At 68.7% G+C, this 14700-nt stretch carries 15 protein-coding genes and 1 pseudogene; 11 read left to right on the forward strand and 5 right to left on the reverse strand.

Features of this window, described 5'->3' with window-relative positions:
- Genes ACQW02_RS10590 through ACQW02_RS10605 form a run of 4 tightly spaced genes read right to left on the reverse strand, consistent with a single transcriptional unit; the run spans position 1 to position 3865 of the window.
- Positions 1–990, reverse strand: coding sequence for a Bug family tripartite tricarboxylate transporter substrate binding protein (locus ACQW02_RS10590; RefSeq protein WP_431285209.1), 990 nt, complete (start codon positions 988–990; stop codon positions 1–3).
- A gap of 23 nt (positions 991–1013) precedes the next feature.
- Positions 1014–2009, reverse strand: coding sequence for an NAD(P)-dependent oxidoreductase (locus ACQW02_RS10595; protein ID WP_431285210.1), 996 nt, complete (start codon positions 2007–2009; stop codon positions 1014–1016).
- Complete coding sequence (locus tag ACQW02_RS10600) at positions 2010–2885, reverse strand: amidohydrolase family protein (protein ID WP_431285211.1); 876 nt, start codon at positions 2883–2885, stop codon at positions 2010–2012.
- Entirely contained in the window at positions 2882–3865 is a 984-nt protein-coding gene (locus tag ACQW02_RS10605) for a Bug family tripartite tricarboxylate transporter substrate binding protein (RefSeq protein WP_431285212.1), read from the reverse strand. Before ACQW02_RS10605 ends, ACQW02_RS10600 begins: the two co-directional genes overlap by 4 nt.
- A 154-nt stretch (positions 3866–4019) precedes the next feature.
- On the opposite strand from ACQW02_RS10605, the gene ACQW02_RS10610 reads away from it, so the two are divergent.
- From ACQW02_RS10610 to ACQW02_RS10660, 11 genes and pseudogenes are all read left to right on the forward strand, one after another.
- Entirely contained in the window at positions 4020–4739 is a 720-nt protein-coding gene (locus tag ACQW02_RS10610) for a GntR family transcriptional regulator (RefSeq protein WP_431285213.1), read from the forward strand.
- 45 nt (positions 4740–4784) lie between these two features.
- Positions 4785–5747, forward strand: coding sequence for a LysR family transcriptional regulator (locus tag ACQW02_RS10615; protein ID WP_431285214.1), 963 nt, complete (start codon positions 4785–4787; stop codon positions 5745–5747).
- The gene (locus ACQW02_RS10620; protein WP_431285215.1) at positions 5744–7174 is read left to right on the forward strand and encodes an NAD(P)-binding domain-containing protein; all 1431 of its coding nucleotides are present in this window, start codon (positions 5744–5746) and stop codon (positions 7172–7174) included. Before ACQW02_RS10615 ends, ACQW02_RS10620 begins: the two co-directional genes overlap by 4 nt.
- The gene (locus ACQW02_RS10625; RefSeq protein WP_431285216.1) at positions 7167–7769 is read left to right on the forward strand and encodes a 2-hydroxychromene-2-carboxylate isomerase; all 603 of its coding nucleotides are present in this window, start codon (positions 7167–7169) and stop codon (positions 7767–7769) included. The genes ACQW02_RS10620 and ACQW02_RS10625 overlap by 8 nt, the downstream gene beginning before the upstream one ends.
- Before the next feature lie 15 nt (positions 7770–7784).
- Complete coding sequence (locus ACQW02_RS10630; protein WP_431285217.1) at positions 7785–8783, forward strand: membrane dipeptidase; 999 nt, start codon at positions 7785–7787, stop codon at positions 8781–8783.
- 2 nt (positions 8784–8785) lie between these two features.
- Positions 8786–9841: an extracellular solute-binding protein gene (locus ACQW02_RS10635; protein WP_431285218.1), complete on the forward strand. Its 1056-nt coding sequence runs from the start codon at positions 8786–8788 to the stop codon at positions 9839–9841.
- Between the two features lie 92 nt (positions 9842–9933).
- Positions 9934–10371: pseudogene (locus ACQW02_RS10640) on the forward strand (ABC transporter ATP-binding protein); the annotation flags it as partial.
- A 330-nt stretch (positions 10372–10701) separates the two neighbouring features.
- Positions 10702–10896 carry a TOBE domain-containing protein gene (locus ACQW02_RS10645; RefSeq protein ID WP_431285890.1) on the forward strand — a complete coding sequence of 65 codons (195 nt, stop codon included), beginning with the start codon at positions 10702–10704 and terminating at the stop codon, positions 10894–10896.
- Positions 10893–11726, forward strand: a complete 834-nt coding sequence (locus tag ACQW02_RS10650) for an ABC transporter permease (protein WP_431285219.1) — start codon at positions 10893–10895, stop codon at positions 11724–11726. Before ACQW02_RS10645 ends, ACQW02_RS10650 begins: the two co-directional genes overlap by 4 nt.
- Complete coding sequence (locus ACQW02_RS10655; RefSeq protein WP_431285220.1) at positions 11723–12520, forward strand: ABC transporter permease; 798 nt, start codon at positions 11723–11725, stop codon at positions 12518–12520. The genes ACQW02_RS10650 and ACQW02_RS10655 overlap by 4 nt, the downstream gene beginning before the upstream one ends.
- Positions 12520–14067: a M81 family metallopeptidase gene (locus tag ACQW02_RS10660; protein ID WP_431285221.1), complete on the forward strand. Its 1548-nt coding sequence runs from the start codon at positions 12520–12522 to the stop codon at positions 14065–14067. Before ACQW02_RS10655 ends, ACQW02_RS10660 begins: the two co-directional genes overlap by 1 nt.
- On the opposite strand, the gene ACQW02_RS10665 is transcribed toward ACQW02_RS10660, so the two are convergent.
- Positions 14000–14692: a GntR family transcriptional regulator gene (locus ACQW02_RS10665; protein ID WP_431285222.1), complete on the reverse strand. Its 693-nt coding sequence runs from the start codon at positions 14690–14692 to the stop codon at positions 14000–14002. The two genes, ACQW02_RS10660 and ACQW02_RS10665, sit on opposite strands and share 68 nt — an antisense overlap.
- Between the last annotated feature and the right edge of the window lie 8 nt (positions 14693–14700).

Below are 14700 nucleotides of genomic sequence, written 5' to 3' on the forward strand. Positions count from 1 at the left end.
TCAGTCGGCGGTGATGCCCGCCGCGCGGACCACGCCCACCCAGCGGTCGATCTCGGACCGCACATAGGCCGCGAAGTCATCCGGCCCGGCGACCATGGGCTGCATGCCAAGTTCGGTCAGGCGGCCCCGCATGTCGGGGCTGGTCAGCGCGCGCCGGGTCGCGGTGTCGATCCGCGCCACGATCGCGGCCGGCGTGCCGGCTGGGGCGAAGAGCCCCACCCAGGTGCCTGTGTCGAAGCCTGGCAGGGTCTCGGCCACCGCTGGAACGGCAGGCAGTTCGGGCACGCGTTCGCGCGAACTGACGCCCAGCGCGCGCAGCTTCTCGCCGCGCACCTGCGGCAGTGCCGTGGGCACGGTATCGAACATCAAATCCACCTGGCCCGCCAGAAGCGCCGAGGCCGCCGGCGCAGGGCTGCGGAACGGGACATGCAGCAGGTCGATCCCAGCCATGGATTTGAACAATTCGCCGGCCAGGTGGCTGGTGGTGCCATTGCCACCGGAGCCATAGGTCAGGCGGCCTGGCTGCGCCTTGGCCTGGGCGATCAATTCGGCCACGTTGGTCGCCCTGACCGAAGGATGCGCGACCAGCACAAGCTGCCCCGCGGCCACGCCGGATACGGCGACAAAGCTGCGCTGCGGATCGTAGGGAAGCTGGCGATACAGCCCCATGTTGATCGCATGGGTGCTGATGGTGCCAAGCAGCAGGGTATAGCCATCCGGCGGCGCCTGGGCGGCGGCTTCCGTGCCGATCAGCCCGGCCGCACCCGCGCGGTTCTCCACCACCACGGGCTGGCCCAAATCCACCGACAGGGCCTGGGCGAGCAAGCGGCCGGCGATGTCGGTGAAGCCGCCTGGCGCGAAGGCGACGATCAGGCGGATCGGGCGCGTCGGCCAGCGGTCGGCGGTCTGCGCACTGGCGCCGGCCAGGGGCAACGCGGCCATGGTCAGCGACAGGTGCAGCAGGTCGCGACGCGATGGTGGTCTGGTCATCGGTTCCGTTTCCCTATTTTGTTTTACTTTATTTTGGGCCTGCTCAGGCGATGCGCCGCATCGGCGTTCACCGCGTTCTCGGGCATGCGCCCCTGCGCGAGGGCCGCCACCTGGCGCACGGTGTCCATGGTCTGGTGTTCGCGTGCCTCAGCCGTCAGCCCGCCGATATGCGGCGTGACGACCACGTCGGACCGACCGGTGAAGCGGGGCGATGGCATCTGGTCGGGCGCGCGGCCGACATCCAGTCCCGCGCCGCGCAGGTGGCCGCTGTCCAGCGCCGCCTCCAGCGCCCCATCATCGACCAACTGGCCGCGCGACAGGTTGATGAAGCTGGTGCCGGGCCGCATCGCGGCAAAAGCCTCGGCATTGAACAGATTGGCTGTTTCGGGTGTCGAAAGGGCGAGGCAGACGACGAAATCCGACGTCGCGAGGACCTCGCGGAACGGGCTGAGGACGACACCCGGTTCGGCCGAGGTCACATAGGGATCGTAGACCTGCACCCGCATCCCGATGCCGAGCGCCAGGGCCGCGAGCCGGCGCGCGATGGCGCCATATCCGACCAGCCCCAGGATCGCGCTGGAAAGCTGGATGCCCTTGAACGGTGCCGGCATGCGGCCGGCGCGATACTCGGCCCCCGCGCGCGACACGCCGCGCGCCAGGTCGATCATCATGCCGAGCCCGAGTTCGGCCACCGCCACGGAAAAGCCGGCGGTCGCATGCGTCACCAGGATGCCTTGCGCCGAAGCGGCGGCGACATCGATCGTGCTGATGTCCACCGCGCCGCGCAGGAAGGCGACCAGGTCGGGTGCCGCGGCAAAGGTCGCGGCGGTGCCGGGGGCGGAGCGATGGGCGACGATGACCTGGCAGCCCGCTGCGGCCTCGGCCAGTTCCGCATCGCGCAGGACGCGGCCGGTCGTGTTGCGCACGACATTGGCATGTTGTTGCAGCGCGGCGAGGCCCGTCGCGCTGTAGTAATTGGCGAATTCCTCGTCGGTGTAGGTGAGAAAGACCTTGAGCATTCAATCGCTCTCCGCAAAGCCGTAGAGCAGGGCAGGGTTCTCGACGAGGATGCGCTGCCGCAGTGCCTCGGATGGTGCCCAGGATTCCAACAGGTCGAACATCACCGCGTCGTCGGGCAGCGGTTTTTCGCCGGCGGTCGCTGAGGGATGCGGCCAGTCGGTGCCCCAGACCAGCCGCTCGGGGGCGGCGTCGATCCAGGCGCGGGCGACGGCGCTTGTGTCGGCATAGGCGGGCGCACCGGTGCGGCTGTCGTGGTAGGCGCCGGAAATCTTCACCCAGCAGCGCCCGGTATCGACCAGCGCGCGCAGTGCGGGCCAGGCGGCGTGGCCGAGCCCCTCGGGCTGCGGCAGGCGCCCCAGGTGGTCGATGACGACCTGCACGGGCAGGCCGGCCAGGACGGGGGCGAGTGCGGGGTAGGCATCGGCCAGGGTATGGATCTGCACATGCCAGCCGAGCGGCGCGACCCGCCGGGCCAGCGCCTCGATACTGGCGACCGATGGGCCGCCCGCACGGGCGATGTTGACGCGGACGCCGCGCACGCCGGCCGCGTCCATGGCACGCAGTTCCGCGTCCGTGACTGATTCATCGACGACCGCGACGCCGCGTGCGGCCGTGCCGAAGCCGGCCAGCGCATCGAGCAAACAACGATTGTCGGTGCCATAGCTGGAAGGCTGCACGACCACGTTGCGCGTGGTGCCGATCTGCGCTTGCAGCAGGCGGTAGTCGGCGACCGTCGCATTCCCCGGCTTCAGGGCAGCCGCCGGATCGTAGGCGAAGCGGTCGTCGTAGATGTGGTGGTGGCTGTCGGTGGCGCCGGGCGGTGCGCGCAGTCGGGCCGGCGCGCTGCCGGCCGACCAGGGCACGCTGCCGGTCACGGTTTCACGCCGGCGATGTCGGCAGCGCGGCGCGATTCATCCAATTCCTGTCGCAGGATCGTGGCGAGGCCCGCTGGGGTGACCTCATCGCCCGTCGCGGCGTCGATGCCCATTTCGCGGAAGCGGGTCAGGAGCGCGGGGTCGGTCAGCGCGCCGGCCAGGGCGGCACGGAGCGTTTCGACCACATCGGCGGGGGTGCCGGTCGGCACGACCAGGGCGGCGTAGCTGCCGGCGGTGTAGCCGGGCAGGCCGGCCTGGATGAAGGTCGGGATACCCGGCGCCATGGCGGAGGGCTGGGTCGAGCCGACCGCCAGCACGCGGATGCGCTGTTCGCGGTGCAGCGGCATGGCGGTGGAGATCTCGGTCATCGTGGAGGCGACATTGCCGGCCATCAGGTCGGGGATCAGGTCGCCGCCGCTGCGATAGGGCACATGCACCAGGCCGGCGCCGGAGGCCGCGTTGAACAACTCGATCGCCAGATGCGTGGAACTGCCGGTGCCGGCGGAGGCGACGGTGACGCGCCCGGGGTTTTCCTTGGAATAGGCGATCAGCTCCTGCAGCGTCCGGGGCGGCAAGGACGCGGTGACGGCAAGCGCCAGCGGCGTGCGGGACACGAGGCCGACCGGCGCGAAATCGCGCACCGCATCATAGGGCAGGTTCGCCTGCACGGCGGGATTGACCGATAGCGGGCCGGACGACCCGAACAACACCGTGTAGCCATCGGGCCTGGAGCGCGCGACGGCGGAGGCGCCGATGCTGCCGCCGGCCCCGGCGCGGTTGTCCACCACCACGGCCTGGCCGAGCCGTTGCGCCATCTGCGGGGCGACCAGCCGCGCGACGATGTCGGAATTTCCGCCGGGGGCGAAGGGCAGGACGATACGGATGGTGCGGTCCGGGAAGCCCGCGGCGCGGGCGCGCAGCGGCAGGACGGCGCCGGCGGCCGAAGCCAGCAGAATGGCACGACGTGCGAACACGGACATCTTCCTCTCCCTGGCCGCTCAGGATGGCGGCCTGTGTGCAGTTGGCCGGTCGCGCCTCATGCGGCGAACGGATGTTTGCGTTGCCGGGACGCTAGGGGCTATTTTGTGATTTGTCGACAATCCCCGGGCGAAAAGAGTCGGGAGGGAGCCAGCCATGGGTAGCCACGCCAGCAGGACCAGCACGCTCCCGCCGGATAACGGCCAGGCCCGGCTATTGCCGCAGCCGATCCCCTATCACCTGATGGAACAGATTCGGCGCGCCATCATCCTGGGCCAGCACCCGCCCGGCGGCGCGCTGCGCGAACAGGCGCTGCAGGCCGAATACGGGTGTTCGCGCGGCCCGATCCGGGAGGCGCTGCATCTGCTGGAACGCCGTGGGTTGGTGACCCATGCGCCGCGCCACGGCTTTCGCGTGCGCCAGGTGGATGCCGCGGAGGTGCGGCAGCTCTACGAACTCCGCGCCCTGTTGGAACGACATGTGGTCGAGGGGCTGGTCGGCCGCATCACACCCGCGCTGCTGTCCGAACTGCGCGCGGTCAATGCGCTGATGGGCCGGCACCGGGATGCCGGCGATGTCGAGCGCTATATCGAAGCCAACATCGCCTTTCACGCGACCTTGCGGGCGCATGCGCCGAATGATCCGCTCGAACGGGCGATGCAGGTGATCTACGAGGTGGGGGAGCCGCTGCGCCATGCGTTGCTGGTCCGCAGCCTGCGCACCAGCCGCGCGACGGAGGAGCACGAGGCCATCATCGCCCTGCTGGCCGAGGGGCGGGTTGCGGATGCCGCGGCGGCCATGCATGCGCATGTCTTTACGGGCATGCCGGCGGCACTGGAGACGGTGGCCGAAGCGGCGGGTCGCGACCCCGCCTAAACATGCGCTTGCGATATATGATGGGTTCACTCATACATATATCGCATGACCGACGCACTCGACCTCCGCCAGTTGGAAGCCTTCGGCGCAGTCATGGCGTCGGGCAGCATCACGGCCGCGGCCCAGTTGCTGGGCCGGTCGCAGCCGGGCGTGACGCGGCAGATCCAGGAATTGGAAACCGCCCTTGGCTTCGGCCTGCTTGATCGCAGCGGCCGTGGGGTGGTGCCGACCGAACGGGGCCGCCTGTTCCATGTCGAGGTCGACCGCCATTTGGCCGGGCTGCAACAGTTGCGCGACCGCGCCGGCGCCATCCGCCGGGGCGAGACGCCGCCGCTCGAAATCGCCGCCATCCCGGCCTTTGCCACGGGGCTGCTGACCCAGGCGATCGCGGCCCTGCCAGGGATCGAGGACACCGCCATCAACCTGCGCGCCGTGGGGGGCGAGGAGGTGGTGGCCCTGCTGCTGAGCCGTATCAGCGACCTGGGCCTGTGCAGCCTGCCACTGCGCAGCCCGGGGTTCGACATCCATTGGGTGGCGGAGGTCGATTGCGTCGCCGTGCTGCGTGCGGATGACCCCTTGGCCGAGCATGCGGTGCTGCCGCTGCGGGGGCTGGATGGGCGGCGCCTGATCACCACCGCCAACCCCTACCGCCAGCGTCGGCATGTGGACGAGGCGCTGCGCGCGGCCGGGCTGTCGCGGCAGGTGCCGCTCGACACCAATACCTCCTTCAGCGCGCTCGGCGCGGTTCGCGCGGGGCTGGGCATCGCGCTGATCGAGCCGCTGACCCCCACCGGTGCGCCGCTGGAGGGGCTGGTCATGCGGCCGATCGATGTCGCCCTGCCGTTCCGCTACGGCGCGGTCACCACGACCGGGCGGACCCTGCCGCCGCTGCTGCGCGACTTGATCGCGCTGATGCCGGGGCTGCTGATGGGCCTGGTGCCGGGGCTGCGGATGTGTGAGCCCAATGGCGCGGAAACCCTGGCCACGGAACTGGAACCCGCATCATGACCGGCCTGGCGGCGCTTGAAGCGGAACTGGCCCATCAGCTCGACCTGCTGAACCTGCCGGCGAAGGCGTGGCTGACGCCGAAGCCCGGGGTGGTCGATGTCGCCATCATCGGTGGCGGGCTTTCGGGCCTTTGCGCCGCCGCCGCGCTGCGGTTCATCGGCCTGGGCAATATCGTGCTGCTCGACCGAGCGCCGGCGGGACGGGAAGGGCCCTGGGTGACCTATGCCCGCATGCGGACCTTGCGCACGGCCAAGGAAATCACGGGCCCCGCCCTAGGCGTTCCCGCCCTGACCCCGCGTGCCTGGTTCGAGGCGCAGTTCGGCGCCAGGGCCTGGACCGCGCTGGACCGCATCCCGCGCGCGATGTGGATGGAATACCTTGTCTGGTATCGCCGCGTGCTGGACCTGCCGGTGCGGAACGACACCGAGGTAACGGCGATCACGCCCCAACCGGACGGGTTATTGGCCTTGGGCATCGCCGGCCAGGCGGCGCCGGTGCTGGCGCGCCGGGTGGTGCTGGCGACCGGGCTGGACGGGTTGGGCGCGCCCTATGTGCCGCCGGTGGTGAAGGGGATCGACCGGCGGTTCTGGGCGCATTCGGCCGATGACATCGACATGACGGCGCTGGTCGGCAAGCGCGTCGGCGTGGTCGGGGCAGGGGCCTCGGCGATGGACAATGCGGCGGCGGCACTGGAGGCCGGGGCCGCCTCGGTCGACCTGCTGATCCGGCGCGATGCGATCCCGCGCATGGACAGGCTGGGCGCCATCGCCGGGCGCGGCACGGCCTATGGCTTCCAGGACCTGCCGGCGGAGGTGAAGTGGTCGCTGTTCCGCCAGGCGCAGCAGGCCCAACTGCCACCGCCACGGCATAGCGTGCTGCGTGTCTCCAGCCACGCCAATGCCCGCTTCCACGTCGGCAGCCCGATCGAGGCCCTGTCGGTGCGGGCCGGTGCGTTGCTGGCGCGAACGCCGAAGGGCGATGTCGCGCTGGATTTCCTGATCTTCGCCACCGGCTTCGCGATCGACATCGACGCCCGGCCGGAACTGGCGGTGATCGGGCCGCACATCCGTCGCTGGGCGGATACCCACAGGCCGGAAGCGGGGCGGGAGGATGCGGGCCTGGCGGCCCACCCCGACCTCGGCCCCGGCTTTGAATTGCAGGAACGCGTGCCCGGGGCATGCCCGGCGCTGCAGCACATCAGCGCCTTCAACTACCCCGCGGTGCTGACCCACGGGAAGCTGACCAGCGGCATCCCTTCCGTCGCCATTGGCGCGCAACGCCTGGCCGAAGGCCTGGCCCGCAGCCTGTATGTCGAGGACGTCGACGATCTGCAGGCGCGCTTCGCGGCCTATGACAAAGCCGAGTTGAACGGCGACGAATGGATGCCCGCCCCCAACCCCAGCGACAGCGAGCCCGCACATGCCTGACGGCAAACTTCTCCAGATCTTCTACGGCATCTCCAGCCCCTGGGCCTATTTCGGTGCGGAGCGGGCCTATGGCTTGGCGAAGAAGCATGGCGCGCGGCTGGAACTGCGGCCGATCCGCGTGATCGAGGCCAATGGCGGGATCCCGCTGCGCACCCGCGAACAGCCGCGACAGGATTACCACGCACTGGAACTGGATCGCTGGCGCAAGTTCCTCAACATGCCGCTGCAACTGGTGCCGCGCTTCTATCCCTGCCGCACCATCGAGATCGCGGCGAAGAGCGTGATCGCCGTGCAGCGCGCCGGGCTGGATGCACCGGCGTTTTCCTTCGCCGTGCAGCGGGCGCTCTGGGCCGAGGATCGCGATATCGCCGATGTGCCGACCCTGCACGCGATCGCCCGCGCCACGGTCGGCGAGGCTGGCGTGCCGCTGATCGTCGAGGAGCATCCGCCGGAGATCACCGCCGAGTGGCGCGGCAACCTGGCCGAGGCCGAGCGCATCGGCATTTTCGGCACCCCGAACTACGTGGTGAATGGCGAGATTTTCTGGGGGCAGGACAGGCTCGATTTCGTCGACCGCGCCTTGGCGGCGGCCTGAGCCATGGACATTATCATGACCCCCGAGGCCCGCGCGCTGCATGCCCAGTCGGTCGTCGTCGATGCGCTGCATACCTGCAACTGGGACCGTTCGATCTTCGAGGAACTCCGCACCGGCGGCTATACGGCCGTCAATGCCAGCAACGTGCTGTGGGAGAATTTTCGCGACGGCATCGACGAAGTCACCAACTGGAAGCGGCGCTTCGCCGAAAACGCCGACCTGATCCGGCCGGTCAAGACCGTCGCCGACATCCATGCCGCCAAGACCGAAGGCCGCACGGGCATCATCATGGGCTGGCAGAACACGTCCTGCATCGAGGACCGGCTCGACTACCTTGAGATCTTCAAGGACCTGGGGGTCGGCATCATGCAACTGACCTACAATACCCAGAACCTGTCGGGCGCCGGCTACCTGGAGGAGCATGACAGCGGCCTGACCGGCTTCGGGCGGGAGGTCGTGGACGAGATGACGCGGGTGGGCGTGCTCTGCGACCTGAGCCATGTCGGCGACAAGACCAGCGCCGATACCATCGCTTACTCGAAGAATCCGGTCTGCATGACCCATGTCCTGCCGCGGTCGCTGCGCGATGTGAAGCGCAACAAGCCGGATGAGCTCTTCGTCGAATGCGCCCGTCGTGGCGGCATCATCGGCACCAGCTTCTTCTCGCCCGGGTTGAAGGCGGGCAATGAGTCCACGGTGCATGACGTGCTGGACGCGATGGAGCATGTGATCACGCTGGTTGGCGAAGATCATGTCGCAGTCGGAACGGACTATAGCCAGGGCCACGCCCGGCCCGGCCCCTGGCTGCTTTGGGCGAACAAGGATAAGGGCACGGCACGCACCCTGACGGAATTCGGTTCGGTGAAGATCAACAAGCCGGCCGGTGTCGACAAGGTGTACAAGCTGCCAAACCTGACCGCCGCCATGCTGGCCCGTGGCTGGAGCCCGGCGCTTGTGACAAAGATCCTTGGCCAGAACTGGCTACGCCTGCTGCATCAAGTCTGGGGACATTGAAGATGACCGATCTCGCCATTCCGCGCCGCGCCTTGCTGGCCGGCGCCGCCATCCTGGCGGCACCCCGCCTCGGCCGCGCCGCCGACCCGACCGGTGACATCACCGTCGTCGGCTATTTCGGCATTTTCGAGGATCACTACACCCGGACGGTCATCAACCCGTTCATGCAGCGGAACCCCGGCATCAAGGTGACGTTCCGTCCCGTCCGCGGTTCGGCCGATGTCACGGCGCTGCTGCGGACCGGCCGCAACCGGCCGACCTTCGACATCGCCATCATGGATCTGGCCATCGCCGCGGCCAATAACCGCGACGGGCTTTTCGCGGCGCTGGATCCCGCCGTGGTGACCAACCTGGCCGATCTGCCGGACTGGGGCCGGCCCGAGGGCAACCTGGGCGCGGCGCTGACGCAGGACGTGCTGGTCATGCTCTACGCGCCGAAGCGGGTGACCAAGGTGCCGGCAAGCTGGGCGGATCTGGCCGATCCGGCCTATCGCGGCCGCGCTGGCATGCCGATCGGCGATGTGCGTGGCACGGTGTTGCTGGCGCTGCTGAACCGCATGGCGAACACCGACTACCGCACCTCGGTCGATCCGGGGCTGGCGATGCTGAAGCGCATTGCCGCCAATGTGCAGACCTATGAGCCGCAGCCCGACATCTACACGGCCATCCGTTCCGGCCTGATCGATATCGGCATCGGCTGGAACGCGCGCGGCCAGGCCAATCAGGACGACAGCAACGGCGAATTCGCCTGCATCGTCCCGATCGAGGGGACGGCGCCGCAGGTCAACACGATCAACCTGGTCAACCGGGCGCCGAACCCCGACGCTGCACAGGCCTTCATCAACCATGCGCTGAGCGCGGAGGCCCAGAAAGCCTTTGCCGCATCGCTGTTCTACGGCCCGACCAACAGCAAGGCGGAACTGGCGCCGCCCCTGGCGGCCCGCATCTTCGGATCGCCCGAGGTGCGCGCCAAGCAGATGGACCTGGACTGGCCCTGGTTCACCCGCAACAACAACGCGCTGATCCAGCGCATCCGGCGTGAGGTCATCGCGGGCTGATGGGTGAGTCCTACGTCGTCGCCAGTGGCCTGACCAAGGCCTATGGCGACCACCCGCCGGCGGTGGACCGGGTCGGCTTCACGCTGGAAAAGGGCGAGATGCTGGCGCTGCTCGGCCCATCCGGCTGCGGCAAGACCACGATCCTGCGCATGATCGCCGGGTTGATCGAACCGACCGCCGGTTCCATCCGCGTCGGCGGGCGGGAGATCGCCGCCCTGCCGGTGCACAAGCGCAACATGGGCATGGTATTCCAATCCTATGCGCTGCTGCCGCATCTGACCGTGGCCGAGAATGTCGGCTTCGGGCTGGAAATGCGCGGCGTGCCGAAGGCTGCGCGCGCGGCCCGCGTGCAGGCGGCGCTGGATCTGGTGAAGCTGAGCGACAAGGGCGCGCGGCGCATCAACCAATTGTCGGGCGGCCAGCAGCAACGTGCCGCCATCGCGCGATCGCTGGTGATCGAGCCGAGCCTGCTGCTGCTGGACGAACCGCTGTCCAACCTCGACGCCAAGTTGCGTGACGAACTACGCGGGGAAATCCGCGACCTGCAGCGCCGCACCGGCACCACCGCGATCTTCGTCACCCACGACCAGACCGAGGCGCTGGCCGCCGCCGACCGCATCGCGGTGATGTCGGCCGGGCATATCGAGCAGATCGGCGCACCCGCCGACATCTTCGACCGCCCGGCGACCCGCTTCGTTGCGGGCTTCATCGGCGATGGCACATTCTTGACGGGTGAGACGCAGGACGGCGCCATGATGGTGGAGGGCATCGGCCCCCTGCGCATCGAAGGCTCCGCCCGCGGTCCCGCCACGCTGATGCTGCGGCCGCATCGTGTGTCCCTGGTCGGCCCTGACGACAGGATGACCAACCAGGTGACCGGCGTTGTCGAGAGCGCCGTCTATACCGGCGAACTCGTCAGCTCGACCGTGCGCGTCGGGCCGCATCTGATCGCGCTCAATCGCTTCGCCCGTGGTGCCTCGATCGCGCCGGGCGACACGGTGACCCTGGGCTGGCAGCCGGAGGATGCGGTGCTGATCCCGGAACCCGCGGCGTGAGTGCGCTGGCGCTGCGCTTTGGGTTGCTGGTGCCGGGGCTGGCCTTCATCGGGGTGAGTTTCCTGCTGCCGCTGGCCTGGCTGGTGGGGATTTCCTTCTCGACGCAGGAAGAGCCTGGCTTCACCACCGAAACCTACGCGTTGGTGCTGACCGACCCGTTCTATTGGAAGCTGGCTGGCAATACGCTGATGCTGGCGGCGATGGTCGCGGTGCTCGCGACCTTGCTGTCCTATCCGCTCGGCCTGTTCCTGGCGCGCACGCAAAGCCGTTGGCGCGGCGTGCTGGTGACGCTCGCCATCGCGCCGCTGCTGACATCGACGGTCGTGCGCACCTATGGCTGGATGATCATCCTGTCCGACCAAGGGTTGGTGAACGGCACGCTGCGGGCGGCGGGGCTGATTTGGCGCCCGTTGGCGTTGGCGAACAACACGACGGGTGCGGTGATCGCATTGGTCGAAATCCTGATGCCCTATGCGGTCTTGTCGATCCTGTCCGGGCTAGGCCGGTTGAAGCCGGAGCATGAGGAAGCGGCGGCCCTGCACGGTGCCAGCCGGTTGCGGGTGTTCCTGCGCGTGATCCTGCCGCTGTCGCTGCCGGGTATCATGACGGCGATGCTGCTGGTCTTCGTGCTGGCGATCAGTTCCTTCGTGACGCCCCGCTTGATGGGTGGCGGCCGGGTGCTCGTGTTCGGCACCGAGATCTTCAACGAATCAACGGTCACGCTGAACTGGCCGGTGGCGGCGGTGCTGTCGATGCTGCTGCTGGTGATCTTTGGGCTGATCATGTTCGTCTACAGCCGGTTGATGCGCCGGATGGAGGAGGTGGCATGAAAGCCTCCCTCCTCACGCGCGTATCCTGGGGCGCGCTGATCACGGCGATCTATATCTTCCTGCTGGCGCCGCTGCTGGTGGTCTTCGTGATTTCCTTCGACACGCGGCCCTACCTGTCGTTTCCGCCGGCTGGTTTCTCCTTCGGCTCCTACATTGCGGTGGCGAAGAACGAGGGTTTTGTGCGCGCCTTCGGCGTCAGCCTTCTGGTCGGGGTGGTGTCCGCGCTGCTGGCGCTGGCGGCGGGGGTTCCGGCGGCGCTGCTGCTGACGCGCCAGAAATTCGCGGGGCGCGGCGCCTTGTCGGCGCTGTTCCTGTCGCCGCTGCTGGTGCCGCATATCGTGTTGGCCGTCGGCATCTTGCTGGTGCTGGCGCCGGTCGATTTGCTGGACAGCTATACCGGCCTGATCATGGCGCATGTCGGCATCACCATCCCCTATGTCATCCGCACCGTGTCGCTGAGCCTGGCCTCGATCGACCCGGCCAGCGAGGAATCGGCGCGGGTGCATGGGGCCTCCGCCATCACCGTGTTCCGCCGTGTCACGCTTCCGCTAGCGGCACCCGGCCTGCTGGCGGGTGGGGTCATCGCCTTCCTGGTGTCCTTCGATGAGGCGGTGATCGCCCTGTTCATCGCCACCAACCGGGTCAGCACGCTGCCGCTCGCGATCTACCACTACATCGAATTCCGCACCGATCCGCAGATCGCGGCGCTGTCCGTGATCCTGATAATGGTGTCGATGTTGCTGATGGTGCTGGTGGAGCGTGTGGTTGGGTTGCGCCGCGCCCTGAAAGGCTGATGTCGATGCGCGTCGCGCTGCTGCAACTCAACCACGAGGCGAATGGTTTTTCGCCGCTGCCCATCGCGGTGCGGGATTTCAAGGCGCGGCATTGGTGCGAGGGCGAGGAGGTGCGCCGCCGCTTCGGCGCCACCCGCAACTGGCTGGGTGGCGCCATCGCGGGCTGCGACGCGGCGGGGGCCGATCTCGCCATCGGCCTGTGCATGTCCAGCCACCCTGGCGGGGCGGTGCTGGCCGATGCGTTTGCTGAGATGCGCGCGGCGCTGCTCGCCTCGCTACGCGCCATCTGCGCAGAGGGGCAGCCGGATGTCGTGCTGCTGCTGCTGCACGGCGCGCTGGTGGTCGAGGGCTGCGCGATGCCAGAGGGCGATGTCGCCGCGGATGTCCGGGCCATTGTCGGCCCCGACTGCATCATCGGCAGCACGCTGGACTTCCACGCCAATATCGACCCGCTGCTGGTCGACAGCGTGGACCTGCTGATCGGCGGGCAACTGTATCCGCACACCGATACCTTCGACCGCGGCCGCCGCCTGGCCGAACTGGCCATCGCCAGCCGTGTGGCGCGCCGCAAGACCCGGCGCGTGCTGCTGCCGATCGCGAGCGGCCTGCCGCGGCAGGAAACCAATACGCCCGGCAGCGCCGTCGGCGACCTGGTGGTGTTGGGCAATGCGCTTGCTGCCCAATACGGGCTGGATGACCTGACCCTGATGGGCGGCTTCCACTTCGCCGACAATGACTGGACGGGCATGAGCATCCTGGCCACCGGCGGCGCGCCCGCCGCGCAGGATGCCGCGATCCTGGCGCTGGCCGATGCGGTCTGGGACCGGCGCGCGGCTCTGCTGGAGCCGGTGCCGGACCTTGCGGCGGTAACGGGGCCGATCCTCTCCGGCATGGGGCGCGGCATGCTGCTGGTGGTCGATACCGGCGACAATCCGGGCGGTGGCGGCACCGGCGAAACTGCCAGCCTGCTGCCCTGGCTGGTCGGGCAGGGGCTGGACTATGCCGCCGGCTTCTTCGTGGACGGCGCCTTGGCGCGCGAAGCAGCGCGTGCCGGCCTCGGCGGGCAGTTCGACGCGACGGTCGGCGGCAGTTTCACCGCGCCCGCCACCGTGGAATGGCTGGGCGACATCACCTATCGCAACATCGGCCCGATGATGACCGGGGAGTTGCTGGAGGGCGGGCCGGGCGCCGTGCTGCGCATAGGGAACGGCCGCATCATCGTCACGACCGAACGCATCCAGGCCTATGACATCCAGGCCTTCCTTGGCCTCGGCATCGACCTGGCGGCGCGGCAGGTGGTGCTGGTGAAGTCATCGGCGCATTTCCGCGCCTCCTACACGGGTTTGGCGGCGGGGGGCATCCTGCTGTGCGACGGTGGCGGTTGCTCGTCCTCGGATCTGACGCGGTTTCCGTTCGTGGGGCGCATGCGCGACATCCTGCCGTTGCGGCCATTGGACAAGGCCGCCTGGGATGCGCGCATCAGGGCTGACGGGTCAGGTCCATCGCCTCCAGCTCCCGCCGCGCGGCCTCGACATGGCGCCGCATAAGCAGTTCGGCCAGTTCGCCATCGCGGTTCCGCAGCGCGTCGCAGATCTGCAGATGATCCTTGTAGGCACGTAGCGGCCGGCCGCGCTTGTTCCCGGTATGGAAGCGAAACAGCCGCGTCAGTGAATAGTGGTCGTGGCAGAGCAACTGTTCCAGCCGCCTGGATTTCGACAGCGCCGCGATGGCGAAGTGGAAATCGAAGGCGCCGTGGTCCTGGAAATAGGATTCACCGGAACGCAGTTTCTCGTCCTCGATGTGCTGGTGCAGCAGCGCCTCCAGCCTATCCATCTCGGCATCGGTCATGCGCTGCGCGGCCAGGCGGCAGGCAAGGCCCTCAAGGTTGGCCCGGATCTCATACAACTCCCCCAGGTCGACCGAGGTGAGCGAGACCACGCGCACGCCGCTATGCGGCAGGCGCACGACCAGGCCGCGTCCTTCAAGCCGTCGTAGCGCCTCCCGCAAGGGGCCACGGCTGACGCCGAAGCGGTCCGCCAGGGCCTCCTCGCCCAGGCGGCCGCCGCCGGGGAACCGGCCTGTGACGATGTCGCGTTCGATCGCCTCGAACACGCGATCGGCGTGGGTCTGCGGCGTCGCCGTGCGCGGGGGCGGGTCGGCGATGTCGGACACGCCCTGCG

This window comes from Humitalea sp. 24SJ18S-53 (genome assembly GCF_050632385.1).
Taxonomy (GTDB): Bacteria; Pseudomonadota; Alphaproteobacteria; order Acetobacterales; family Acetobacteraceae; genus Humitalea.

Bases quoted from the DNA above. Each gene is read 5' to 3' on its own strand.
- ACQW02_RS10595 (WP_431285210.1), bottom strand. From the start codon at position 2,009: ATGCTCAAGGTCTTTCTCACCTACACCGACGAGGAATTCGCCAATTAC.
- ACQW02_RS10645 (WP_431285890.1), top strand. From the start codon at position 10,702: ATGACCAACCAGGTGACCGGCGTTGTCGAGAGCGCCGTCTATACCGGC.
- ACQW02_RS10625 (WP_431285216.1), top strand. From the start codon at position 7,167: ATGCCTGACGGCAAACTTCTCCAGATCTTCTACGGCATCTCCAGCCCC.
- ACQW02_RS10655 (WP_431285220.1), top strand. From the start codon at position 11,723: ATGAAAGCCTCCCTCCTCACGCGCGTATCCTGGGGCGCGCTGATCACG.
- ACQW02_RS10620 (WP_431285215.1), top strand. From the start codon at position 5,744: ATGACCGGCCTGGCGGCGCTTGAAGCGGAACTGGCCCATCAGCTCGAC.
- ACQW02_RS10630 (WP_431285217.1), top strand. From the start codon at position 7,785: ATGACCCCCGAGGCCCGCGCGCTGCATGCCCAGTCGGTCGTCGTCGAT.
- ACQW02_RS10615 (WP_431285214.1), top strand. From the start codon at position 4,785: ATGACCGACGCACTCGACCTCCGCCAGTTGGAAGCCTTCGGCGCAGTC.
- ACQW02_RS10635 (WP_431285218.1), top strand. From the start codon at position 8,786: ATGACCGATCTCGCCATTCCGCGCCGCGCCTTGCTGGCCGGCGCCGCC.
- ACQW02_RS10610 (WP_431285213.1), top strand. From the start codon at position 4,020: ATGGGTAGCCACGCCAGCAGGACCAGCACGCTCCCGCCGGATAACGGC.
- ACQW02_RS10605 (WP_431285212.1), bottom strand. From the start codon at position 3,865: ATGTCCGTGTTCGCACGTCGTGCCATTCTGCTGGCTTCGGCCGCCGGC.
- ACQW02_RS10590 (WP_431285209.1), bottom strand. From the start codon at position 990: ATGACCAGACCACCATCGCGTCGCGACCTGCTGCACCTGTCGCTGACC.
- ACQW02_RS10660 (WP_431285221.1), top strand. From the start codon at position 12,520: ATGTCGATGCGCGTCGCGCTGCTGCAACTCAACCACGAGGCGAATGGT.